Source organism: Sphingomonas sp. 3-13AW (assembly GCF_049311085.1).
Classification (GTDB): domain Bacteria; phylum Pseudomonadota; class Alphaproteobacteria; order Sphingomonadales; family Sphingomonadaceae; genus Sphingomonas.
This window is the reverse complement of the sequence record NZ_JASNVZ010000027.1, coordinates 17,394-39,992: the sequence shown is the minus strand read 5'-3', so window position 1 is coordinate 39,992 and position 22,599 is coordinate 17,394. Positions and strand designations below refer to the sequence as shown.

The following is a 22,599-nucleotide window of genomic DNA, read 5'->3' as shown; positions in this document are numbered from 1 at the left end:
AAGATTTGCGGCATCACTTGGCCAGCCCCACGCGCTGGATTTCCCATTCCAGCTCGACGCCGGAATGGGCCTTTACCCGCGCCCGCACTTCCTCGCCCAACGCCTCGATGTCGGCGCTGCTGGCGTTCCCCAGGTTGAGGAGGAAGTTGCAGTGTTTTTCGCTCACCTGCGCATCGCCGCGGCGCAGACCCCGGCAACCCGCGGCATCGATCAGCGCCCATGCCTTGTGCCCCGCCGGGTTCTTGAAGGTGGAGCCGCCGGTGCGGCTGCGCAGCGGCTGCGAAGCCTCACGCTCGGCGGCGATGCGGTCCATCTCGGCACCGATGGTCGCGGGATCGCCGGGCGTACCCGCGAACAGCGCCTCCACGACGACGGCGCCTGCCGGCAGTTCGGAGTGGCGATAGGTGTAGCCGAGCCGCTCGGCCGGCCAGGTCTCGATCGCGCCGACGCGGGTAACCACGGTCGCCTCGATCAGGATGTCGCTGGTGTCGCGGCCATAGGCGCCCGCGTTCATCCGCACCGCACCGCCGACCGTGCCGGGGATGCCGCGCAGGAACTCGAGACCGGCGATCCCGGCGTCGCGGGCCGCCGATGCGACGGTGATGCCCATCGCGCCGGCCCCTGCCCGCACCCGGTTGCCGGGTTCGACCGAGACCCTGGCCATCGCCTTGGGCAGGCGTACGACCACGCCCGGCACGCCGCCGTCGCGCACGATCAGGTTGGAGCCGACTCCCACCGGCAGCACCGGCGTATCGGGATCGAGCGCGCCCAGCAGCGATGCCAGCGCCTCGACCGTATCGGGGCGCACCAGCCACTCCGCATGGCCGCCCGTGCGAAACCAGATGAACTCGGCGAGCGAACCCTGCGGCTCGACCTTCCCCGCGACTGACGGCAGCGCGCCGGTGGGGACATCAGAACGGAGGGCGGCGTCGCTCATGCAGCCTGCTCCACCCGGCTCGCCTCGACGATGGCGGTGGCGAGGCCGGCAGCGATCTTGGTGATGTCACCCGCGCCCAGGCAGACGATCAGGTCGCCCTCCCGCGCATCCGCCGCCAGCACCTGCGCCAGGGCGGACGCGTCCGCGACCGACTGCGCGGAGCGATGGCCACGGCGGCAGATGCGCTCGGCCAGCGCCTCGCCCGTCACGCCCTCGACCGGCGCCTCGCCTGCGGCATAGACCGGCAGGGCGTAGACCGCGTCGGCGTCGTTGAACGCCTGTGCGAAGTCGTCCATCAACGCGCCGAGCCGCGAATAGCGATGCGGCTGGACGACCGCGATCACCCGCCCCGCCGATGCTTCACGGGCGGCGGACAACACGGCGCGGATCTCGACGGGATGATGGGCATAGTCGTCGATCACCGTCATCGCCGGTGTCGCCACCGTGCCGACCTTGGTGAAGCGGCGCTTCACGCCACCGAAAGCACCAAAGCCGCTGGCGATGGTGGCATCGTCGATGCCCATCTCGATCGCGACCGCGATCGCGGCGAGCGCGTTCTGGACGTTGTGGCGGCCCGCCATCGGCAGGACGATGTCGGCGATGGTGCGCTGGCTACCGTCGCGATGGCGAACGACCGCGTCGAAGCGGTTGCAGCCGTCCTTGGACTCGATGTTCGTGCCGCGCACATCGGCCTGCGCCGCAAAGCCATAGGTCACGATGCGCCGGTCGCGAACGCGCGGAATGATCGCCTGCACTTCGGGATGGTCGAGGCACAGGACCGCCGCGCCATAGAAGGGCACGTTCTCCACGAACTCGACATAGGCGTCCTTGGCCCGGTCGAACGAGCCGTAATGGTCCAGATGCTCGGGGTCGATGTTGGTCACCACGGCGATGGTGCCGTCAAGCCGCAGGAAGCTGCCGTCGCTCTCGTCGGCTTCCACCACCATCCAGTCGCTCGCGCCGAGCCGGGCGTTGGAGCCATAGGCGTTGATGATGCCACCGTTGATGACGGTGGGATCGACACCGCCCGCGTCGAGCAGCGCCGCGATCAGCGAGGTCGTCGTGGTCTTGCCATGGGTGCCCGCGACCGCGACCGTGGATTTGAGGCGCATCAGCTCGGCGAGCATTTCGGCGCGGCGCACCACCGGCACGCGCCGGGCGAGTGCCGCCTCGACCTCCGGATTGCCGCGCTGAATCGCCGTCGAAGTGACTACGACGACCGCATCGCCAAGGTTCGCGGCGGCGTGGCCAATCGCGACAGGGATCCCGCGATCCCGCAGGCCCTGCACGACATAGCCCTCGGCAACGTCAGAGCCCTGCACGCGATAGCCCAGGTTCTTCATCACCTCGGCAATGCCGGACATGCCGATGCCGCCGATGCCGACGAAGTGGATCGTCCCGATGTCGGTTGCGACGCCCTTCATGCCAGCGCCTCCCGAACCGGAGCGGCTTTGACGGCGCGCGGCGGGACCTTTGCGGGCGGCGCGTCGATACTCTCGACCAGGTCGGCGAGGTCGCGCACGGCATATGGGCGGCCGCAGCTGCGCGCACGCAATGCCGCATTCTCGAGCGCCAGCGGCTCCAGGCCGAGCTTCTGGATCTGCTTGGCGAGTTCGGTCGGCGTGAACGACGTCTGCGCGATGGTGCGCGCGCCGCCTGCCTGAGTGATCTCCCGCGCGTTCGCCGTCTGGTGATCATCGGTAGCGCTGGGTAGCGGCACGAGGATCGCCGGGCGACCCGCGGCGGTCAGTTCCGCAATCGTGGAGGCACCGGCGCGCGCGATCACGACATGGCTCCAGGCCAGGCGCTCGGGCAGGTCGGGCAGATAGGTCGCGATCTCCGCCGGGATGCCGTGCTCGGCATATTGCGCGCGGACGCGGTCGATGTCCTCGATCCGTGCCTGATGCGTAACCTGAAGCCGGCGGCGGAAGTGGAGCGGAAGCAGCGCGAGGCCGTCGGGCACGACCTGGCTGAGGATGCTGGCACCCTGACTGCCGCCGGTGACGAGCACGCGGAAAAGGCCGTCCTCCTCCGGCGTCGGGAACGGGCGGTCGCGCAGTGCCAGCACCGACTCCCGCACCGGATTGCCGACCAGGTAAACCTTGGCGGCATAGCCCGGCTTTAGCCGCTGGACGTCCTCATAGGAGGTGGCGATCGCGTTGACGCGGCCGGCGACCAGGCGATTGACCCGGCCGAGCACGGCGTTCTGCTCGTGGATGATGGTCGGCACCTTGCGAGCAAAGGCGGCGGCCAGCGCGGGAAGCGCGGGATACCCGCCAAAGCCGATGACAGCGGATGGCTGGAACGTGTCGTACAGCGTCATCGCCATCGCCCGCCCGGCAAGCATCTGCCGCCCGGCGCGGAGCCAGCCCAGCGGCCCGCCCTGGAGCCGGCCAGCGGGCAACACATGAGTCTGCACATCTTCGAACAGGCCGGGGAAGCGCACGCCGCGCTCGTCACTGACCAGCGCCACGCGGTGCCCGCGCGCCGCAAGCTCCGTCGCAAGGGCCGCCGCGGGGACCATGTGTCCCCCCGTGCCGCCAGCTGCCAGGACGTAATGTTTCGATCCGCGCATCAACCGTTCCACCGGGTACCGTAAGGAGAGCGCGTCAGATACGGGTTCCTGCGCGTGAAAGCGAGCAGCAGTCCCATGCCAATCGACAGCGCCACCATCGAAGAACCGCCATAGGAGATAAAGGGCAAGGTCATGCCCTTGGACGGGGCGATGCCCGTATTCACCGCCATGTTGATCAGCGCCTGAAGCCCGAACTGCACGGCAAGACCGGCTGCCGCGAGCAACCGGAAGGCATCTTCCTCGTCCAGCAGCTTCACGAACACGCGCACCACCAGCGCGAGAAACAGAAGGGCGATCGCCGCACAGGCGATCAGGCCGAACTCCTCACCCACCACGGCGTAGATATAATCGGTGTGTGCCTCTGGCAGCTTGAACTTGATGCGGCCGCCGCCGGGGCCCGTCCCGGTGATCCCGCCGGCCGTCAGCACGGCATGCGCCATGTCGGTCTGATAGCTGTCGGTGTGGACAGCATCGGGATTGGGGAACAGGAAGCTGTCGATACGGACCCGCGCGGTGGAGTAAAAGACATAGGCTGCGACCACGCCGCCCGCACCGAGCGCGCCCAGCAGCGCCATGATCCGGGGCGAGATGCCCGCGATCATCAGCAGGGTGAGCCATACCGCGCCGAAGATGATCGTCTGGCCGAAGTCGGGCTGCAGCATGAGGATGCCGCCCACCAGTGCCGTGAGCGCGCCGGTGATCGCCACGACGGGCAGGTGCGGATCCTTCGCTCGAAACGACAGGATCCAGGCCGTCGTCACGATGAACATCGGCTTGAGGAACTCGGACGGCTGGAACTGGCTGAACCCAAGGCCGATCCAGCGCCGGGCGCCGTTCACTTCCACGCCGACCAGCGGCGTTGCCATGAGGAGGAACAGGAATAGCGCGGCGCCGCCCAGCGCAAAGCGGCGCGCCGCCGTCGCTGGCAGCATCGATACGGCGATCATCACCGGGAACGACAGCACCACCCAAAGCGCCTGCCGCCAGAAATAGGCCATCGCCGGAATCTTCACCGCGCCGCTCGAATAGCGGACGGCCGACGCCGGGCTGGCAGCAGCGACCGCGACCAGCCCCAGCGCGATCAGCAGCATCGCGATCAGCAGCAGCACGCGGTCGATGTCGCGAAACCAAAGGCCGATCGGCGAGCGGGTACCGCGGCTCACGTGGCGCTGGACGCGCTCGCTGATGGGTCCGGCCGAACGCGCAAAATCGGTCATCGCAGGTCCTCCACCGCACGCGCAAAGGCGCGGCCACGCTCGGCATAGTCGCTGAACTGATCGAACGAGGCACAGGCCGGCGACAGCAGCACAACGTCGCCGGGCCTGGCGCGGGCGGCGGCCGCGCGGACGGCGGCATCGATGGTGCCGGCCTCCTCCACCGCGAGTTCGGGCGCCAATATCTCGGCGAAGCGCGGGCCGGCCTCCCCGATCGTGTAGGCGCGCACGACATGGCTGAAGCCCGGGCGACAGGCGTCGAGGTCATCGCCCTTGGGCTTGCCGCCCAGGATCCAGTGGACGCGCGGGAAGGCGGCGAGCGCGGGGGCGACCGATTCGGGATTGGTCGCCTTGCTGTCGTCGATGAAGGCGACGCCGTTCACCTCCGCTACCCGCTGCATGCGGTGCGGCAGGCCGGCGAAGCTCGCGAGGCCCGCGTCGATCGCAGCATTGTCGATGCCCAGCGCCTCACAGGCGGCGATGGCGGCGAGCGCGTTCTGGGCGTTGTGCGGGCCCTGAAGCGAGGGCCAGCGCGACTGGTCCATGCAGACACCGGGCGCGATCTTGGTGAGATCGGCGCTGCGCCCCGCCTGCGCAATCTGGCGAGCGATCAGGGCCGAAGGCGTATCGTCGATGCCGATGATCGCGGCATGGCCGGGCGTCTGCATCGCGAACAACCGGGCCTTGGACGCGGCATAGGCGTCGAAGCCGTCGTAGCGGTCGAGATGATCGGGGGTGATGTTGAGCAGCACCGCAACGTCGCAGTCGAGCGTGGTCGTCAGGTCGATCTGGTAGCTCGACAGCTCGAGCACATAGACGCCGCCCTGGGCAAGCGGCTGCTGCTGCAGGATCGGCAGGCCGATGTTGCCACCCATCAGCGTCGGCACGCCGGCGGTCTGGAGAATGTGGTGGATGAGCGCAGTCGTGGTCGACTTGCCGTTGGTGCCGGTGATCCCGACGACGCGGTGCGGCGGCAGATCGCGGCGCGCCTCGGCAAAAAGCTCGATGTCGCCCAGCACCGGCACGCCGGCGGCGCGGGCCTTTGCGGCGATCGGATGGCTGTTGAGCGGGACGCCGGGCGAGACCACGACGCCGTCGAAGCCGGCAAGGTCGATTTCGAGCGGGTCGGCAATGGTGGCGCCGGTCACGGCATCGCGCCGCGCGGGATCGCTGTCCCAGGCGGTAACCTGGGCGCCGCCGGCCAGCAGCGCGTCAACCGTAGCGACACCGGAGCGTGCGAGCCCCAGCACCGCATAGCGCTTGCCGGACCAGACGCCCGCGACGATCATCGCAGCTTCAGCGTGGAAAGGCCGGCGAGTGCCAGCACGAGGGCCACGATCCAGAAGCGGATCACCACCGTCGCCTCGGCCCAGCCGAGCTGTTCGAAATGATGGTGGATCGGGGCCATCTTGAACACCCGCTTGCCGGTGCGCTTGTAGAAGAACACCTGGATGATGACGCTGAGCGCCTCGACCACGAACAGGCCGCCGATGATGCCGAGCACGATCTCATGGTGCGCGGTGACGGCGATCGCGCCCAGCGCGCCGCCGAGCGCGAGGCTGCCGGTGTCGCCCATGAAGACCGCGGCCGGCGGTGCGTTGAACCAGAGGAAGGCAAGGCCCGCCCCCGCGATTGCGCCGCACAGGATGGCGAGGTCGCCCGCGCCGGCGACGTACGGAATACCGAGATAGGTGGCGAACTTCGCGTTGCCCGCGAGATAGGCGATGACCATGAACGCGACCGAGGCGATGATCACCGGCATGGTCGCCAGGCCGTCGAGGCCGTCCGTGAGGTTCACGGCGTTGCCGAACGACACGATCGTGAAGGCGGCGAACACAACGTAGAACGGACCCAGATCGATCGCGACGCTGGAAAAGAACGGCACGTAGAGCTGGGTGCCCGTCTCGCGGATGATCAGCCAGCTGGCGATGCCGGCGATCACGAACTCCAGCAACAGGCGCACGCGACCAGGCACGCCCGCGGTGCTCGCCTTGCGGACCTTGTCATAGTCGTCGAGGAAACCGATGGCCGCAAAGCCCAGGGTGACGAACAGGCACGCCCAGACGAACGGGTTGCGCAGGTCCATCCACAGCAGGATCGACAGCGTCATCGACGTAAGGATCATGAGCCCGCCCATGGTGGGCGTGCCGCGCTTGGCGAGATGGGTCTGCGGCCCGTCGGTACGGATCGGCTGACCCTTGCCCTGGCGCACGCGCAGCCAGCCGATGAAGCGGGGGCCAATGATAAGGCCGATGAACAGCGCGGTCGCGACGGCACCGCCGCTGCGAAAGCTCAGATATCGAACAAGGTTGAGCACGCCCGGAAAACCCAGCGTCTCGGCGATCAGATACAGCATCAGCCTCTTTCCGCCAGCGCCGCCACGACGGCCGCCAGCCCCACCCCATTCGAACCCTTGACGAGAACCGCGTCGCCCGGCGCAAGCAGTGCCAACAGGCGATCCTGCGCGGCGGCGGCGTCGGGCACATGGACGAAATCCACCGCACCCTCAAGGGCTTCAGCTAGGGGCGCCATGCCCGGGCCAACCAATATGGCGTGGGAAACGCCCGCCTCACCGAGCGGGCCGGCGAGCTCTGCGTGGAAGCGGGCGCTCGCCTCCCCCAGCTCCCGCATTTCACCGAGTACCGCGAGCTTGCGGCCCGGTTCTTCCGCCAGCACCTTCAGCGTCGCGCGCATGGAGGCGGGGTTCGCGTTGTAGCTCTCGTCGATCAGGAGCGCGCTGCCGTCGCCAACCGCCAGCTCGATTCGGGCGCCGCGGCCGGGGAGGCCCGGCAGGTCGGCGAGCGCAAGCCCCGCCTGGGCAAGATCGCCGCCCGCAGCATCGACCGCCGCCAGCACCGCCATGGCGTTAGCGACCCAGTGCACGCCGGGAGGTGCGAGCGTGAAGCTCAGCTCGCGCTCGCCCAGCTTTGCGATGACGAAGGTGCCGCCGGTGCCGATCGCGACATGCTCGACCGCACGCACATCGGCGCCGTCGCCAAGTCCAAAGGTGACGATGCGACCGGCATATGGCCGTGCCGCTGCGATCAGCCGGTCGCGATGGGGACTGTCGAAGGGGATGATGGCGGTGCCGCCGGGCTCCAGCCCCTGGAAGATCTCGCCCTTGGCGTCGGCGATGGCGGCTTCCGACGGGAAGAAGGCGGTGTGGGCGGGCGCGATGGTGGTGACGACCGCGATATGCGGGCGGACGATGCGGGTAAGCGCCGCCAGTTCGCCGGCGTGGTTCATTCCCATTTCGAACACGCCGAAGCGGGTCGCCGCCGGCATGCGCGCCAGGCTGAGGGGCACGCCCGTGTGATTGTTGTAGCTCTTGACCGAGCGATGCGCAGCGCCGGGCGCACCGCGGTCGAGGGCGGCGAACAGCGCCTCCTTGGTGCCGGTCTTGCCGACCGAGCCGGTGACGCCGATCACGGTCGCGGCGGAGCGGCTGCGCGCGGCGCGGGCCAGTGCCTCCAGCCCAGCCATGGTGTCGGCAACCCGGACGCTGGGATGCGGCGTATCGGCAGAGACCAGCGCGCCGGCCGCGCCGCGCGCGAAGGCGCCGTCGAGGAAGCGATGGCCGTCCGTCGCCTCCCCGCTCAAGGCAATGAAGAGGTCGCCGCGCGTCACTTCGCGCGAATCGAACGTGACGCCGTTGGCCGCGAAATCGGCCGATGCGGTGCCGCCGGTGGCAGACGCGATCTCGGCCGAGGTCCAGAGGGGCGTCATACGGCCCCCGCGCACTCCCGCGCCACCGCGACATCGTCGAACGGCAGCACCAGATCTCCTACGATCTGCCCCTGTTCATGCCCCTTGCCGGCAAGCAGCACGATGTCTTCCGGCCCGGCCTCCGCGATCGCGGCGGCGATGGCATCCCGACGGCCGCCGATCTCGCGCGCGCCCGGCGCTCCCTCCAGCACTTGCGCGCGGATGCGGGCGGGGTCCTCGCCACGGGGGTTGTCGTCGGTAACGATCACCACGTCTGCGCCGGCTGCCGCGGCAGCGCCCATCGGCTTGCGCTTGCCGGTGTCGCGATCACCGCCGGCGCCCACCACCACGATCAGGCGGCCGGCGGCATGGGGCTTGAGCGCCGCAATCGCCGCTTCGATCGCATCGGGGGTGTGGGCATAGTCGACGTAGACGGGGGCGCCGCTGCGAGTGATGACCGCGCGTTCGAGCCGCCCGCGAACCGGCTGCAGTCGCGACAAGCCGGCAAGCGTCGCCTTGAGGTCGCCCCCGGTCGCCAGCACGAGGCCGGCGGCGGTCAGCGCATTCGCCGCCTGATAGGCGCCGATCAGCGGCAGGTTGACCTTGTGAGTGGCGCCCTCTGCCTCGATCGTCAGGGCCTGGCCGAGCAACGTCGGATCGCGCCCGACCAGGCGCAGCGTCTCGCCATGCTGGCCGACCGTCAGCAGCCGGTTGCCCCGCATGCGCACCAGGTCGATCACGCGATCGGAATAGGGATCATCGACCCACACGACGGCGGTGCCATCGGGATCGAGCACTTCCGAGAACAGGCGCAGCTTGGCGGTGAAATAGGTCGCCATGTCGCCGTGATAGTCGAGGTGATCGCGGCTGAGGTTGGTGAACGCAGCGGCGCGCACGGGCACGCCCTCGGTACGGTATTGCGAGAGGCCGTGGCTCGATGCCTCGAACGCGAGATGGGTGACCCCCTCCCGCGCGAGCCCTGCCACATTGGAAAGGAAGGTGACGATGTCGGGCGTGGTCAGTCCGGTCGAGACGCGATCGTCTGCGGTGGTGACCCCCAGGGTGCCGATGGAGGCCGCGTGATGGCCCTGCATCCGCCACAGCTGGCGAGTGAGTTCGACGGTCGAGGTCTTGCCGTTGGTGCCGGTGACCGCAACGGCAGTCTCTGGAAACGGCGCGAAAAAGGCAGCGGCGAGGCGTGCGAACCGTTCGCGCGGGTTGCGGTCGGCGATGTGGAGCGCGCCCTGCACCACCGCTTCGGGTCGAGCGACCACTGCGATGGCGCCAGCGGCGATGGCGGCGGGGATAAAGTCCTCGCCATTCACGGTCGCGCCCTCGAACGCGCCAAAGATCGTACCGGGAGCGACCTTGCGATGATCAATCGCAAAGCCGGTGACGGTCGGGCCGCCATCGTTCCCGAGGAGAGTTCCCAACTTCATTCCGGTCCCGCACTCTTGTCCTGGCCCGCCGGCCGCCAGAGCAGCCCGCGCAATTCCGACGTGTCGACGTCCGCCCGCGCATCCGGGATCACGCCAAGCAGCGGCCCCGTGCGACTGATCACGCGCGAAGCCACCGGCGCGACCGTCCAGGCGGCGCTGGTGAAGCCATAGGTTTCGGCTGTTCCCTTGGGCGAGTCGAGCATCGCGATCACCACATAGCGCGGATGATCCATGGGGAAAGCCGCTGCAAAGGTCGAAACGTTGACCTTCTTGGAATAGCCGCCGCCCGTCGCGCGCTCGGCGGTACCGGTCTTTGCGCCGACGCGGAAGCCCGGCGCCTCGCCCCGGCGTCCCGTACCTTCCTGCACGATCAGCCGCAGCAACTGGCGCATGCGGGCGCTGGTCGCCTCGCTGAAGACGCGGCGGCCGGCGGGCACCTCGCCAGGCGCGCGCTTGAGCAGCGTGGCAGGGCGCCAGATGCCGCCGTTGATCATCGTCGCATAGGCGGTCGCCAGATGCAGCGGGGTCACCGCGATGCCGTGGCCATAGGCGCTGGTGAGCGTGGTGGTTCGCGCCCAGAAGCTCGGCCAGATGGTGCCGGCCTTCTCGATCTCGATGCTGGGCGGCTTGTCGAAGCCGAGGCTGCGGAACAGCGCCGCCATCCGCTCCTGGCCCATCTCGTCCGCGATCCGGGCGGTGGCGATGTTGGACGAATGCACCAGCGTCTCGGGAATGTTGAGCCAGCGGCGCTGCGCGTGATCGTCATGGATGCGGAAGCGGCCGATCTGCAACGGCTGGGTCGCGTCGTAGCGCTTGCTCATCGAGCTGGCGACGCCGGTCTCGATCGCGGCAGCGACCGTCAGCGGCTTGAAGGTGGAACCGAGCTCATAGACGCCCTGCGTCACCGTGTTCAGTTCGGACCCGCCGCTCGTCACCTTGTTGGGATTGAAGGTCGGCAGCGAGGTCATCGCCATCACCTCGCCCGTATCCACGTCGAGGATCACGCCGGCTGCGCCGACCGCCTGAAAGCGTGCCATCGCCTGGCTGAGTTCGCTCTCCAGCGCCGCCTGCACGCGCACGTCGATCGAGAGGGCGATCGCCTCGCCACGGCCGGCGCCATCGGTCAGCCGTGCGTCGAGGTAGCGCTCCATGCCGCGCATGCCGCGGCCGTCCATGTCGAGATAGCCCAGCGCGTGCGCTGCCATCGTCGACTGCGGATAAAGCCGTTCCGGCTCCCGCGCGAACACGATGCCCGGCTCGCCGAGCGCGTTCACCTGCCCGACCAGCTCCGGCACCGCGCGACGACGCAGGTAGCGGAACGTGCTCGAACCCTGGAGGATGCGGCGGTAATAGGCCGCATCATGCTCGGGCAGCACGATGGCGAGCTGGTCGGCGAGTTGCGCCTTGTCGCCGATGACCTTGTTGGGCCGGACCGCGATCGACCAGGCATCGATCGTACGGGCAAGCGGCGCGCCGTTGCGGTCGACGAGGTCGGCGCGCAGCGGCACCAGCGCCGCCGCCGCATCCCGCGACGAAGCCGGCGAGGTCGAAATCGCCAGCGTCGCCAGCCGCAAGAGCACCATCGCCACCCCGGCTGCAAACAGCAGCAGCACGATCATCAGCCGCACATGCGCAATGGCGACCAGCGAATGCCGGCCGCCATCACCCTGGCGCTGAGTCATCGGGGGGGCGACAACGACGATCACCGGTTCTTCACTGCCTCCGCACGGGCGCCGCGGGCGAGGTCGCGCAGGGTGCGGTCACTCAGCAGCGTCTGGTCGAGCATCGCCACGGCCTGCGCCTTGCGCTCGACCGGGCGCACCGGGGCAGCCGTCACGACCGCCGCCGTCCGAACGGGCGCAGCCGCGGGCTTACGCGGTGCCGGGGCGGCACTGGCGACGGCGACCGGAGCCGCGACGGGCTTGCGCGGCGCGGGATCGGCCTTGGCGACGGCAACCGGCGCGGCAGCGGCCTTGCGCTGGGTCGGCGCGACGCTCGCGGTCGCGACAGGCGCGCGCGCGGTCGCCGCCTCGGCAGCGATCGCCTTGGCGGCATCAGCCTCCGCCTGCGACTGGGCCATCGTCGCCGCGGTCAGCACCACCGGCGCGCTCGGCACCACATAAGAGGCGAACTGGACGTCGTCGCCCGGGGTACGGCCGGGAAGCTGGGCCAGCATCGCCTCGCCGCCGACGAACTGTTCGGCGCGCGGTGCTGCCAGCGACAGCACGTCGCCGTTCCAGCGCTCGAGCTGCGCAAGGTTCGCGCGGGTGTCGAACTCGGTCTCCAGCGTGCGGATATCACTGCGCGCCTTGACGATCGCGCGCTCGACAGACTCCAGCCGGCTGCGCTCGGCCGCGACCTGCGAGGTGACGAGGTAGAAGGCGGGCGCCACGACCGCGACGCAGAGGCACCAGCCGAGTGTCTTGAACCCGAACGCCGCCATCACTTCACTCCTGCCTCTGTCCATGCCGCGGCGCCGGTGCGCCGGGCGGTCCGCAATGTTGCCGATCGTGCGCGCGGGTTGCGCGCGAGCTCCGCTTCGCCGGCGCGGACCGGCTTGGCGGGGGTTTCGAAGCTGGGGGCGCGGCCGGCGGCCTGGGCGGGCATGTGCCGCGAGCCTGCCGGCGTGCTGCCGCTGCGTTCCCGAAGGAAGCGCTTCACGATGCGATCCTCCAGGCTGTGAAAGGTCACCACCGCCAGGCGCCCGCCCGGCTTCAGCACGCGCTCGGCGGCTTCCAGGCCGCGCTCGAGCTCGTCCAGCTCCGCGTTCAGGTGGATACGCAGCGCCTGGAAGGTGCGGGTCGCCGGATCCTTCTTCTCGTGCGGCTTGTGGCCGAGCGCACGCCGCACCAGCGCCGCGAGCTCCGCCGTGCGCGTGATCGGCCGCGCTTCCACGATCGCGCGGGCGACCCGGCGCGAGCGCGGCTCCTCGCCATAATGGTAGAGGACGTCGGCGATCTCCGCCTCGTCCGCGGTGTTGACGAACTCCGCTGCGGTCTGGCCCGACTGGCTCATCCGCATGTCGAGCGGACCATCGGCCTGGAACGAAAAGCCGCGCTCGGGCTGGTCGAGCTGCATCGAGGACACGCCGATGTCCATCGTCACGCCATCGACCGGCACGACACCCAGCTGCTCCAATGCCTCCGCCATCGAAGAGAAGGGCGCCTCGACCAGGGTCAGGCGATCCCCCGCCTCGGCCAGCAGCGGCGCGGCGTTCGCGACCGCATCGGGATCGCGATCGAACGCGATCACCCGGGCGCCGCGACCGAGCATGGCGCGGGTATAGCCGCCCGCACCGAAGGTCGCGTCGACATGCACTTCGCCGGGCTCGATCGCGAGACCGTCGAGCACTTCGTCGATCAGCACCGGAATGTGGGGAGCGTCGCTCATCGCAGCCCCTTCTCTTCCATGCAGAACTCGACGAGCTCGCGCGTCTCCTCGGCGATGCCCTCGTTGGCGAGCAGCGCTTCCGGGTTCCAGATGTTGAAGGTGTTGCCGCGGCCGTGGAAGAACGCCCACTTCTCGATCTTCGCGCGACGGCGGAAGAAGGTCGGCAGCACGAACCGGCCGGCGCTGTCGAACGGCGCGGACTCAAGGTTGCCGAACGCGTTGCCGGCGACGTTGTAGTCGACCGCCTCGCCGCTGTCCTCGATCGCCAGTTCGCGGGGGTCGAGGCGGGCGTGCAGGATCCGGGGCCAGTTGACGTCGAACCCGACCAGGCAGCCGTGGGTGGAATCGCGCGCGATCAGCAGGTCGCGTGCCTCGGCATTGCGTTCAAGTGCGGCACGCAGCTTTGCGGGAACAGCGACTCGCCCTTTGGCGTCAACTGCTTGCAGCCCGTAGCTCAGATAGAGTTCTCGGTCTGACACGCTGCCCCAATTCGGTCGCGCAGCGTCGCCTTCCCCACTGTGACCGTACGATGCTGGCGCTGGCCATGACATGCGCTTCGGCTTCGCGGCGGAGGTGCTGCCCCCTTCGTTGAACAAGGACGTATCAAATTCGCCAATGGCCCACAATGGGCTAACCTGGGCGAGAGTGGGATTTACCGCCACTTTCTCCCACCCCATCTGGGATGGCGCGCCACCGGGCACGGCAAAGCAGGCCGCTTCCCGCGCCCGAGATGTTCAAAAAATGGTGGAGGAAATGGGATGGCCGCCGACGCACTCCCCCGGGGAGCGCGCAGCATGCGTGCGATCACCGCCGGCAGCGTCGGGGCTGGCGGTGTACGAAGCGGATCAGCGGGGTCGGTCGGAACCGCTCACTGCGTGAGCGAAGCGGGCGGCTCCATCGGCGCGAGCTTGGCTGGCGGGGCGATGCTGTTGGTTGCGGCGGGCGCGATCCCGAGCTCGGCGAGCGGCTCCCGCCCGGCCTCGGCCGTGCTGACGCCATCGCCGTTACCGGTCATGTTGGCGACGGTCTCGACGTTGGGGACGCCCACGGCGACGACGGGTGCATCGTTGCGAGCGGAACTCACCAGCGCACTCGCCATGAGAATGAGGATGAGCACGACGGCTAGACCCGTCATGCCGACCCGCACGCGCTGCATCGCGCTTAGCTGTTCGTTGGCACTTGGCATGCTTGAAGAAGAGATAGTCGATTTGCCGGCCGATGTCGACCTTTGGGCTCAGGCGGCGACCGCCGGTGCGGATTCGCGGGGCTGCGCGAAGCCTTTTTCGGCGAGCCATTCCGGATTGTAGAGCGTTGAAAGATAGCGGAATCCCGTATCGCACAGGATGGTTGCCACCCGGCTTCCCGCGCCGAGCTCCCGCGCCAGCCGCACCGCACCGGCGACATTGATGCCGGACGACAGGCCGACGCACAGCCCTTCCTCGTCGAGCAGGCGGCGGACCCATTCATAGCCCTCTGCATCGGAAATGCGGAACTGGGTGTCGATCGGCGCACCTTCCAGATTGGCGGTGATCCGCCCCTGCCCGATCCCCTCCGCGACCGAGGTCCCCTCGGACTTCAGCTCGCCATGCGCATAATATTCGTAGAGCGCCGCGCCGTGCGGGTCGCTGAGCGCGATCGTGACGTTCGGGTCGAGCTCCTTGAGCCCGAGGCCGACCCCGGCGATCGTGCCGCCGGTTCCTGCCGCACAGGTAAAGCCATCGATGCGGCCGCCCATCTGTTCCCAGATCTCCGGCGCAGTGCCGATGATGTGCGCGCGGCGATTGGCAATGTTGTCGAACTGGTTCGCCCAGATCGCGTTCGGCGTTTCCTCGGCGATGCGGCGCGAGGTGTGCACGAAGTGGCCGGGGTTCGAATAGGGTGCGGCCGGCACCAGCACCAGCTCGGCACCGAGAGCGCGCAGCGTGTCCATCTTCTCCCGGCTCTGCGTCTCGGGCATCACGATGATGGTGCGATAGCCCTTGGCATTGGCGACCAGGGCGAGGCCGATGCCGGTGTTGCCCGCCGTCCCCTCGACAATGGTGCCGCCGGGCGCGATCTGGCCGCGTGCCTCCGCATCCTCGATGATCGAGAGTGCCGCGCGATCCTTTACCGAGGCGCCGGGGTTGGCGAACTCGCACTTGCCATAGATTTCGGCGCCGGCGGCGTCGCTCGGACCTTTGAGGAGAACAAGCGGGGTGTGGCCGATCAGCGCGAGCGAATTGGGAGCGGTATGCATCGAGGCTACATGGGACCCGCGGGCGGCCGGCACAAGCAAGCGATGCTAGCCCCTGCCCAACGGGCACTCACTGGATTTTGCGGTTTTCCGGTTCGCGTGGGCCCGGGAAGGCAATAGGGGCTCGGTTCGGACTCGAGGGGAATATCGCGCATGAAGCTGTCGCACTCCATTGCCGCGCTGGTCGCGTGCGCACCTGCCGCGGCATGGGCGCAGGATGCCGCACCGCCGGCAAATGAAATCGTGGTGACGGGCCGCGGGCTGGAGACCCCGGCCGAGGCGACGGTGGCGGTGGTGGAGATCGACCGCGCACGGATCGTGTCGGAGGCCAGCCACCGGCTGGAGACGCTGCTTGCCGATGCTGCCGGCCTGCAGCAGTTCCGTCGATCGGACTCCCGGTCGGCAAACCCGACCTCGCAGGGCCTGTCGTTGCGCGGGATCGGCGGCAATGCATCCAGCCGTGCGCTGCTGATCCTGGACGGCGTTCCCCAGTCGGACCCGTTCGGCGGCTGGGTTCCCTTCCCCGCCTATGCCACCGATCGCCTCGGCAGGATCCGCGTGACCCGCGGCGGCGGCAGCGGCTTCTGGGGTTCGGGCGCACTTGCCGGGACGGTGGAGCTGGAAAGCGCGACGCCGGACCAGCTGTCGCCGTTCACCGGCAGCATCGCCTATGGAAGCCGCGATTCAGTGGAGGCCAACGGCTCCGCAACGCTGGTGCGCGGCAGCGGCTTTGCGACCGTTTCCGGCGCCTATGCGCGCGGCGATGGCTTCATCCCCACCGTGGCCGAGGATCGTGGCCCGGCCGATCGCCCCGCCCCCTATGAACAGGGATCGGGCGCGATCCGCGCCGGCATCGCCATCGCGCCGGAGACCGAGCTTCAGGTCAACGTCAGCGCCTTTACCGACAAACGCGAACGCGGCACCGCCTTCACCGACAACAGCAGCGAGGGTGCCGATGCCAGCGTTCGACTGGTAGGGCGCGGCCGCTGGGGCTGGTCTGCGCTCGGCTATGTCCAGACCCGCGCCTTTGCCAGCAGCTTCGCCAGCGTCGATGCGACCCGGAGCACCGCCACCCAATCGCTCGACCAGTATAATGTGCCTGCCACCGGCGTCGGCGCGCGGTTCGAAGTCGCGCCGCCGGTCGGGTCAAACCTTTCGCTGCGCCTGGGCGGAGACGTGCGCGCGCTCGAGGGGCGGACGCAGGAACTGTATAGCTTTGTCGCCGCCAGCCCGACCCGCCGCCGCGAGACCGGGGGGCAGACGCAGACGCTGGGCCTGTTCGCCGACGGATCGACGCGGCTGGGCGACCTGACCCTGTCATTGGGCGGCCGAGTCGACTGGTGGCGGATCGAGAACGGGTTCCTGGACGAGCGCGCCCTTGCCGGCGGCCCGGCGCTCACCGACACGCGCTTCGCCGATCGTGATGGCAGCGAGGCGACCGGCCGCGCCGGCGTCGCGTGGCAGGCAAGCGATGCGATCGCGGTTCGCGCGGCCGCCTATCGCGGCTGGCGATTGCCGACGCTCAACGAGCTCTATCGCCCGTTCCGGGTGGGGGCGGATGCGACGGGCGCCAACCCGAACCTGGCGCCGGAGCGGCTGACGGGTACCGAAGGCGGCATCACGTTCACGCCGCTGCCGGGGATGCAGCTGTCGGGCACCTTCTTCTGGAACCGGCTGGAGGATGCCATCGCCAATGTGACGGAAGGGCGCGGGCCGGGGAACTTCCCCGGCGTCGGCTTCGTCTCCGCGGCAGGTGTCTATCGCGTGCGGCGCAACCTGGACGCGATCGAATCCAAGGGGTTCGAGCTGGACGCCAGCTATCGCCCGGGGCCGGTGGGTGCGCGGGTGTCGTGGTCGCACACCGACCCGCGGATCGAGGCATCGGGCAGCGCGGCCGCTCTTAACGGGTTGCGCCCCGCGCAGACGCCGCGGGATCTCGTTTCCGCGACGCTGGACTGGCGGCAGGGCGATTGGGGCGCGGCGCTGACGCTGCGCCATGCCGCGCGCCAGTTCGAGGACGATGCCAATGTCGACGCGCTCGCGCCGGCAACGACGGTCGACGCCTTCCTGGCGGCCCCGCTCCGGTCGGGCTTCTCCGTCGAGCTGCGCGGCGAAAACCTGCTCAACGAGCGGGTCGAGGCCGGCATCAGCGGCGCCGATGTGGTCGAGCGCGCCTCCCCCCGCACGCTGTGGGTCGGGCTGCGCTATCGCGGCTAGCGCGAGCGCTACATCGCGACCACGGTGGCGGCGAGGCGCTCGACCTCACCGGGGTCGTGGGTGACCATCAGCATCGGCAGCGCGATTTCGTCGCGGAGCCGTTCGATGGTGCGCATGACTTCTTCCCGCCGGTTGCGGTCCAGCGACGACAGGGGTTCGTCCAGCAGCAGGAAGCGCGCGCCCGACAGGAGCGCACGTCCGATCGCGACCCGCCGCGCCTCCCCGCCCGAAAGCGTGCGCGGCCAGCGATCGAGCAGCGGCGCCAGTTCGAGCAGCGCCACCGTCTCGTCGAAATCGATGAGGGCACCCTCCCTGGCCGCACGACGGCTGCCGTAGCGCAGGTTGGTGCGCACCCGCAGGTGGGGAAACAGCCGGGGCTCCTGAAAGACATAGCCGGCCTGGCGCGCCGCGATCGGCAGGTCGACCCCGGCGGCGGCGTCGAACAAGGTCAGGTCCCGCACCCGGATGTGGCCGCGATCCGGCCGCACCAGGCCGGCCACCATGTTCAGCACCGTCGTCTTGCCCGCGCCGGACGGCCCGAATAGCACGGTGATGCCCGCCGCGGGCGCGATCCGGCATGCGAAGCTGCGGTCGCCACGACGCAGCGCCACGTCGAGGTCAAAGGACATGCAGCCTCCGGCCCGATCGGCGGGTCAGCACTTCCGACACGACCAGCGCGGCCACCGCGAGCGCGATCGAGATGAGGGCGAGCCGCAGCACGACGGACTCGCGCCCCGGCACCTGCAGCGCGTCATAGATGGCGAGCGGCAGGGTTTGCGTCTCGCCGGGAACGTTCGAGACAAAGGAGATGGTCGCACCGAACTCACCGAGCGCGCGGGCAAAGCCGAGCACGGCGCCAGCGAGCACACCTGGCAGGCTCAGCGGCAGCGTGATCGTCGCGAACACGCGCAGGCGGCCTGCGCCAAGGGTGCGGGCCGCGGACTCCAGCCGCCCGTCGACCGCCTCGATCGAAAGCCGCATCGCCCGCACCATCAGCGGCAGCGCCATCACCGCTGCCGCAATCGCCGCACCGGTCCATCGGAACAGCACCGTCCCGCCGGTCCATCGCTCGATCAGGCTGCCGACCGGCCCCGCCGGGGCGAAGGCAAGCAGCAGCAGCCAGCCCGTGACCACCGGCGGGAGCACGAGCGGGAGATGGACGATCGCGTCCAGCAGCACCCGGCCCGGAAACCGTCCGCGTGCAAGCAGCCAGGCCAGCGCAAAAGCGATCGGAAGGGCCGCCGCGACCGCAACGCCGCCGACCCGCAACGACAGCCAGATGACCGTCCATTCCTCTGGAGAGAGCGCCGCCGTCACAGGGTCAGGAAACCGAAGCGCGCAAAGATCGCCTTGCCCTCACGACTGTTCAGGAAGCGGCGGAAGCCTTCGGCGCCCGGGCTGGTGCCGTTCTTCAGCCGTGCGGCCGGGTAGACGATCGGCGGGTAGCTGCCGGCGGGAAACACGCCGGCGATCCGCACCCGCGCCGACGCGCGCGCGTCGGTCGCATAGACGATGCCGAGCGGCGCAACCCCGCGCTCGACCAGCGCCAGCGCCGCGCGCACGCTCTCCCCGCGAACCACCAGCGGCGCGACCCGGTTCCAGGCGCCAAGCCGTTCCAGCGCCGCCTTGCCATACCTGCCCGCGGGCACGGCATCGGGATTGGCCATGGCCAGCCGCCCGCGCGGGCCGAGCGCGCGGCGCAGGTCGACCCCCGGCTGCAACGCCAGCCGAACGCTGCTCGCCTTTGGTGCGATCAGCACGAGCCGGTTGCCGAGCAGGTCCGTGCGGGTTCCGGGCACGACGAGGCCCGCCTTCTGGAGCGCATCCATCCAGTTGCGATCGGCAGAGATGAACAAGTCGGCGGGCGCGCCGGACGATGCCTGGCGTGCCAGTGCCGAACTGGCGGCGAACGACAGCAGCGGGCGCGGATGGCCGCGCGCTGCCCAGGCGTCGGCTGCCGCGTTCATCGATTCCTGCAGGCTCGCAGCCGCAAGCACGATCGGCGGCCGGGATTGGGCCGCGGCGGAAAAGGGCGGCGCCACGGCAGCCAGGCCAAGCGCCGCCAACGCGGCCAGCACCTGTCGCCTTACCATTGCCGCCTCCCGTCCCATCGCGCCGGTCTAGCCGCAGACGGAGGCGGTTGCACCTGTCGTTCGGCTGCGCGGGAAACCTAAGGCCGGGTGCAGCATGACTGGCTGCGCGGAACGGGCCCGCGCAGCGCCTGGGGTCAGGACTTGTTGGTCATCTGGCCGATGGCAGACCGGCCAAAGCTGGCGATGAGTTCGCCGATCTCGCGCGCCTGGGACACGGCGCGGTTGCTCTGGTCGCGCAGATACTCGCTCTGGAGGCGCATGACCTCCGTCATGTCATTGGCCTGCGCTGCCGCGCGCATCATGCGAAACGCCTCGCGCGTGTTGGTTTCCGCCTGGTCGAGCATCTTGAGGCCGAGTTCGCTGCCCTGCTCGGCGACCTGGCCGCCCGCAGCGCGCATGCGCTCGCCTGCAGCACGCAGGCCTTCGGCCATGCCTGCCGCATCCGGGGTGGCCCCGAACCCGCCGGTCGAGCGGCCGCCGGAAGCGCCGGTGTTGCCCGCCGCGCCCGACTCCGGCGCACTGTTCTCGCGATTGTCTTCCGCCATGTCTCTCTCCTGCTCACTGCCGTGACCGCGTTTTGATAGCGGATCTTCCGCGCCTTCATGCGACGCGCGAAGCCGGGCAAGGTTCCCCTGGTACCGGGCGACACCCGGCAGGGCGGGCGGGATCGTCGTAGCGCGCCGGGCTTGCGACGGCTAATTCCGACGCATGAAGGACAGGATTCTCGAGACACGAACGCTGCGGCGCGGGTGGATGGACCTGCTGGTGCTGCGCATGCACCTCAACGGACAGGAAGAGGAGCGCGCGCTGCTGGCGCATCCCTCGGGATCCGCGGTGCTTGCCTATGACGCCGGGCGGCGGGTCGCCATGACCGTGCGCCAGACGCGGGCGGCGGTGCTCCATTGCGAGGCGCCCCAGATGATGGAGTTCGTCGCCGGCGTCGTCGAGGACGAGGACTTCGCCCAGACGGCGCTGCGCGAGGCGGAGGAAGAAGTCGGCCTGCGGCTCCGCGCACTGGAGCATGTGGGGGCGGTATGGATGAGCCCGAGTTCCTCAACCGAGCGAGTCCACCTGTTCCTCGCCGAGTACACGCCCGCGGATCGCATCGGCGAAGGCGGCGGACTGGAGGCAGAGAATGAGCGGCTGACGGTGCGTGAGGAGCCGCTCGACGCGCTCTGGGATGGGCTCCACGCCGGCGAGTTCGCGGACGCAAAGGCGCTGCTGCTCCTGCAGGCGCTGCGCCTGCGCCGGCCCGAGTTGTTCGAGCCGGCGCCCGCACAGGGCGGCTGAGGCCGTTACTCGCTCGCGGCGCTGCCGGCGTCTCCGGTCGCGGCCTGGGGCGCGTCGAGCACGGCTTTCAGGTTCATGAACTCGTGCAGCCCCCAGGGGCCGAGCTCGCGACCGTGGCCGGAGCGTTTGACGCCGCCGAACGGCGCCTCGGGCACCGACGCCAGCACCTGGTTGATCGCCGTCATCCCCGCCTCGATATCGCGCACGAACCGCTCCTGCTCGGCGCGGTCGTTGGTCCAGACGCTGGAGCCCAGACCGAAGGGCACGTCGTTGGCGATGCGGATCGCATCATCGATGTCGGCGGCGCGGAACACCATGGCGACCGGGCCGAACAATTCCTCTTTTGCGATGGGGTCATCGAGCGGCACGTCGACCAGCACGCCGGGCGTCATCCAGGCGCCGGGGCGGTCGATCTTCTCCGCGCCAATCAGCAGTCGAGCGCCTTTCTGCTGCGCGGTCGCGACCTGTTCGAGCACGGTGTCGCGCTGCTCAACGCTGGAGAGCGGACCCATCGTCGTGCCCTCTTCCATGGGGTCATCGACCTTGGCGTCGCGCATGCCCTGGGCGAACTTGTCGAGAAACGCGTCATAGACGTCGGCATGGACGATCATCCGCTTTGCACAGATGCAGGACTGGCCGGCGTTCTGGATGCGCCCGGTCACCGCCGCCTTGGCCGCAGCATCGATGTCGGCAGAAGGCATGACGATGAACGGATCGGACCCGCCGAGTTCCAGCACCACCTTTTTCAGCGCACGGCCAGCCGCCTCTGCAACCTTGATGCCGGCCCCTTCGCTTCCGGTGAGGGTGACAGCGACGATGCGGTCGTCCTCGATCAGCGGCGCGACCCGGCGCGACGGGATGCCCAGGTTGGCGAACAAGCCCTCCGGCGCGCCCGCGTTCGTCACCATCTCCTCGATCGCCTGCGCGCAGCCCTGCGTCAGCGAGGCGTGCTTGAGCAGGCCGACATTGCCCGCGAGGATGCACGGCGCGAGGAAGCGGACGACCTGCCAATAGGGGAAGTTCCACGGCATGATCGCAAGCACGACGCCGCTGGGCAGCCAGCGCGCGGTGCCGCTCCCCTTGGCGAGCGGGACCTCCACCGGCTCCAGGAACTTGGGCCCATGTTCGGCATAATAGCGAAAGCCGCTGACGCATTTCTCGACCTCACCAACGGCAGACTTGAGCGTCTTGCCCATTTCGCGCGTGGCGATCTCGGCCAGCCGCTGCTTGTTCGCCTCGAACTGATCGGCAATTGCCGACAGGAGCGCGGTGCGCGTGGCAAGGTCCGTCGTCCGCCACTGACGGAACGCGACGTGCGCGGCAGCTACCTTCTTTTCCACCTCCGCATCGGTGTGCTCGGGATAGGTGGCGACCGTCTCGCCCGTGGCGGGGTTGATGCTGGTGAACATGGGAGCTTTCTCGAAAGGTTCGGCGTTGCCGCGTCAACGCGGCAGATGTGGGATCGGTCCGGCGGTTGCGCGTTTGCCGCACCTGCCGCATAGCTCG

21 protein-coding genes are annotated in these 22,599 nt (G+C 69.3%); 2 read left to right on the top strand and 19 right to left on the bottom strand.

Annotated elements, in window-relative coordinates; translation table 11 throughout:
• Window positions 1-13: 13 nt before the first annotated feature.
• The 14 genes from murB to QP045_RS18755 form a co-directional block, all read right to left on the bottom strand.
• A complete protein-coding gene (gene murB, locus QP045_RS18820) occupies window positions 14-937 on the bottom strand; it encodes a UDP-N-acetylmuramate dehydrogenase (RefSeq protein WP_422516542.1) in 924 nt (307 codons plus the stop codon).
• Window positions 934-2,361 carry a UDP-N-acetylmuramate--L-alanine ligase gene (gene murC, locus QP045_RS18815; protein ID WP_422516541.1) on the bottom strand — a complete coding sequence of 476 codons (1,428 nt, stop codon included), beginning with the start codon at window positions 2,359-2,361 and terminating at the stop codon, window positions 934-936. The genes murB and murC overlap by 4 nt, the downstream gene beginning before the upstream one ends.
• A complete protein-coding gene (murG, locus tag QP045_RS18810) occupies window positions 2,358-3,512 on the bottom strand; it encodes an undecaprenyldiphospho-muramoylpentapeptide beta-N-acetylglucosaminyltransferase (RefSeq protein ID WP_422516540.1) in 1,155 nt (384 codons plus the stop codon). The genes murC and murG overlap by 4 nt, the downstream gene beginning before the upstream one ends.
• A complete protein-coding gene (locus QP045_RS18805) occupies window positions 3,512-4,729 on the bottom strand; it encodes an FtsW/RodA/SpoVE family cell cycle protein (protein ID WP_422516539.1) in 1,218 nt (405 codons plus the stop codon). The genes murG and QP045_RS18805 overlap by 1 nt, the downstream gene beginning before the upstream one ends.
• Window positions 4,726-6,015: a UDP-N-acetylmuramoyl-L-alanine--D-glutamate ligase gene (gene murD, locus QP045_RS18800; RefSeq protein WP_422516538.1), complete on the bottom strand. Its 1,290-nt coding sequence runs from the start codon at window positions 6,013-6,015 to the stop codon at window positions 4,726-4,728. Before murD ends, QP045_RS18805 begins: the two co-directional genes overlap by 4 nt.
• Window positions 6,012-7,082 carry a phospho-N-acetylmuramoyl-pentapeptide-transferase gene (gene mraY / locus QP045_RS18795; protein ID WP_422516537.1) on the bottom strand — a complete coding sequence of 357 codons (1,071 nt, stop codon included), beginning with the start codon at window positions 7,080-7,082 and terminating at the stop codon, window positions 6,012-6,014. The genes murD and mraY overlap by 4 nt, the downstream gene beginning before the upstream one ends.
• On the bottom strand, window positions 7,082-8,452 hold the full coding sequence (locus tag QP045_RS18790; RefSeq protein WP_422516536.1) for a UDP-N-acetylmuramoyl-tripeptide--D-alanyl-D-alanine ligase: 1,371 nt from the start codon (window positions 8,450-8,452) through the stop codon (window positions 7,082-7,084). Before QP045_RS18790 ends, mraY begins: the two co-directional genes overlap by 1 nt.
• The gene (locus QP045_RS18785) at window positions 8,449-9,870 is read right to left on the bottom strand and encodes a UDP-N-acetylmuramoyl-L-alanyl-D-glutamate--2,6-diaminopimelate ligase (RefSeq protein ID WP_422516535.1); all 1,422 of its coding nucleotides are present in this window, start codon (window positions 9,868-9,870) and stop codon (window positions 8,449-8,451) included. The genes QP045_RS18790 and QP045_RS18785 overlap by 4 nt, the downstream gene beginning before the upstream one ends.
• Entirely contained in the window at window positions 9,867-11,552 is a 1,686-nt protein-coding gene (locus QP045_RS18780) for a peptidoglycan D,D-transpeptidase FtsI family protein (RefSeq protein WP_422516534.1), read from the bottom strand. The genes QP045_RS18785 and QP045_RS18780 overlap by 4 nt, the downstream gene beginning before the upstream one ends.
• A 20-nt stretch (window positions 11,553-11,572) precedes the next feature.
• Entirely contained in the window at window positions 11,573-12,313 is a 741-nt protein-coding gene (locus QP045_RS18775; RefSeq protein ID WP_422516533.1) for a hypothetical protein, read from the bottom strand.
• Window positions 12,313-13,260, bottom strand: a complete 948-nt coding sequence (gene rsmH / locus QP045_RS18770; RefSeq protein WP_422516532.1) for a 16S rRNA (cytosine(1402)-N(4))-methyltransferase RsmH — start codon at window positions 13,258-13,260, stop codon at window positions 12,313-12,315. Before rsmH ends, QP045_RS18775 begins: the two co-directional genes overlap by 1 nt.
• Window positions 13,257-13,739 (bottom strand): division/cell wall cluster transcriptional repressor MraZ, encoded by a 483-nt coding sequence (locus QP045_RS18765; protein ID WP_422516531.1) that lies wholly within the window; start codon window positions 13,737-13,739, stop codon window positions 13,257-13,259. The genes rsmH and QP045_RS18765 overlap by 4 nt, the downstream gene beginning before the upstream one ends.
• A 389-nt stretch (window positions 13,740-14,128) precedes the next feature.
• On the bottom strand, window positions 14,129-14,446 hold the full coding sequence (locus tag QP045_RS18760; protein WP_422516530.1) for a hypothetical protein: 318 nt from the start codon (window positions 14,444-14,446) through the stop codon (window positions 14,129-14,131).
• A gap of 48 nt (window positions 14,447-14,494) precedes the next feature.
• Complete coding sequence (locus QP045_RS18755) at window positions 14,495-15,496, bottom strand: cysteine synthase A (protein ID WP_422516529.1); 1,002 nt, start codon at window positions 15,494-15,496, stop codon at window positions 14,495-14,497.
• A gap of 150 nt (window positions 15,497-15,646) precedes the next feature.
• Here QP045_RS18755 and QP045_RS18750 point away from each other — a divergent pair, with 150 nt between their 5' ends.
• On the top strand, window positions 15,647-17,710 hold the full coding sequence (locus tag QP045_RS18750; protein WP_422516528.1) for a TonB-dependent receptor: 2,064 nt from the start codon (window positions 15,647-15,649) through the stop codon (window positions 17,708-17,710).
• An 8-nt stretch (window positions 17,711-17,718) separates the two neighbouring features.
• On the opposite strand, the gene QP045_RS18745 is transcribed toward QP045_RS18750, so the two are convergent.
• The 4 genes from QP045_RS18745 to QP045_RS18730 form a co-directional block, all read right to left on the bottom strand.
• A complete protein-coding gene (locus tag QP045_RS18745) occupies window positions 17,719-18,339 on the bottom strand; it encodes an ATP-binding cassette domain-containing protein (RefSeq protein ID WP_422516527.1) in 621 nt (206 codons plus the stop codon).
• Window positions 18,329-19,027 carry a molybdate ABC transporter permease subunit gene (gene modB, locus QP045_RS18740; protein WP_422516526.1) on the bottom strand — a complete coding sequence of 233 codons (699 nt, stop codon included), beginning with the start codon at window positions 19,025-19,027 and terminating at the stop codon, window positions 18,329-18,331. The genes QP045_RS18745 and modB overlap by 11 nt, the downstream gene beginning before the upstream one ends.
• The gene (gene modA / locus QP045_RS18735) at window positions 19,024-19,803 is read right to left on the bottom strand and encodes a molybdate ABC transporter substrate-binding protein (RefSeq protein ID WP_422516525.1); all 780 of its coding nucleotides are present in this window, start codon (window positions 19,801-19,803) and stop codon (window positions 19,024-19,026) included. Before modA ends, modB begins: the two co-directional genes overlap by 4 nt.
• A 134-nt stretch (window positions 19,804-19,937) precedes the next feature.
• Entirely contained in the window at window positions 19,938-20,348 is a 411-nt protein-coding gene (locus QP045_RS18730; protein WP_422516524.1) for a phasin family protein, read from the bottom strand.
• 163 nt (window positions 20,349-20,511) lie between these two features.
• On the opposite strand from QP045_RS18730, the gene QP045_RS18725 reads away from it, so the two are divergent.
• Window positions 20,512-21,093, top strand: coding sequence for an NUDIX domain-containing protein (locus QP045_RS18725; RefSeq protein ID WP_422516523.1), 582 nt, complete (start codon window positions 20,512-20,514; stop codon window positions 21,091-21,093).
• A 5-nt stretch (window positions 21,094-21,098) separates the two neighbouring features.
• Here the strand turns inward: QP045_RS18725 and QP045_RS18720 are convergent, their stop codons facing one another.
• Complete coding sequence (locus QP045_RS18720) at window positions 21,099-22,502, bottom strand: NAD-dependent succinate-semialdehyde dehydrogenase (protein ID WP_422516522.1); 1,404 nt, start codon at window positions 22,500-22,502, stop codon at window positions 21,099-21,101.
• Between the last annotated feature and the right edge of the window lie 97 nt (window positions 22,503-22,599).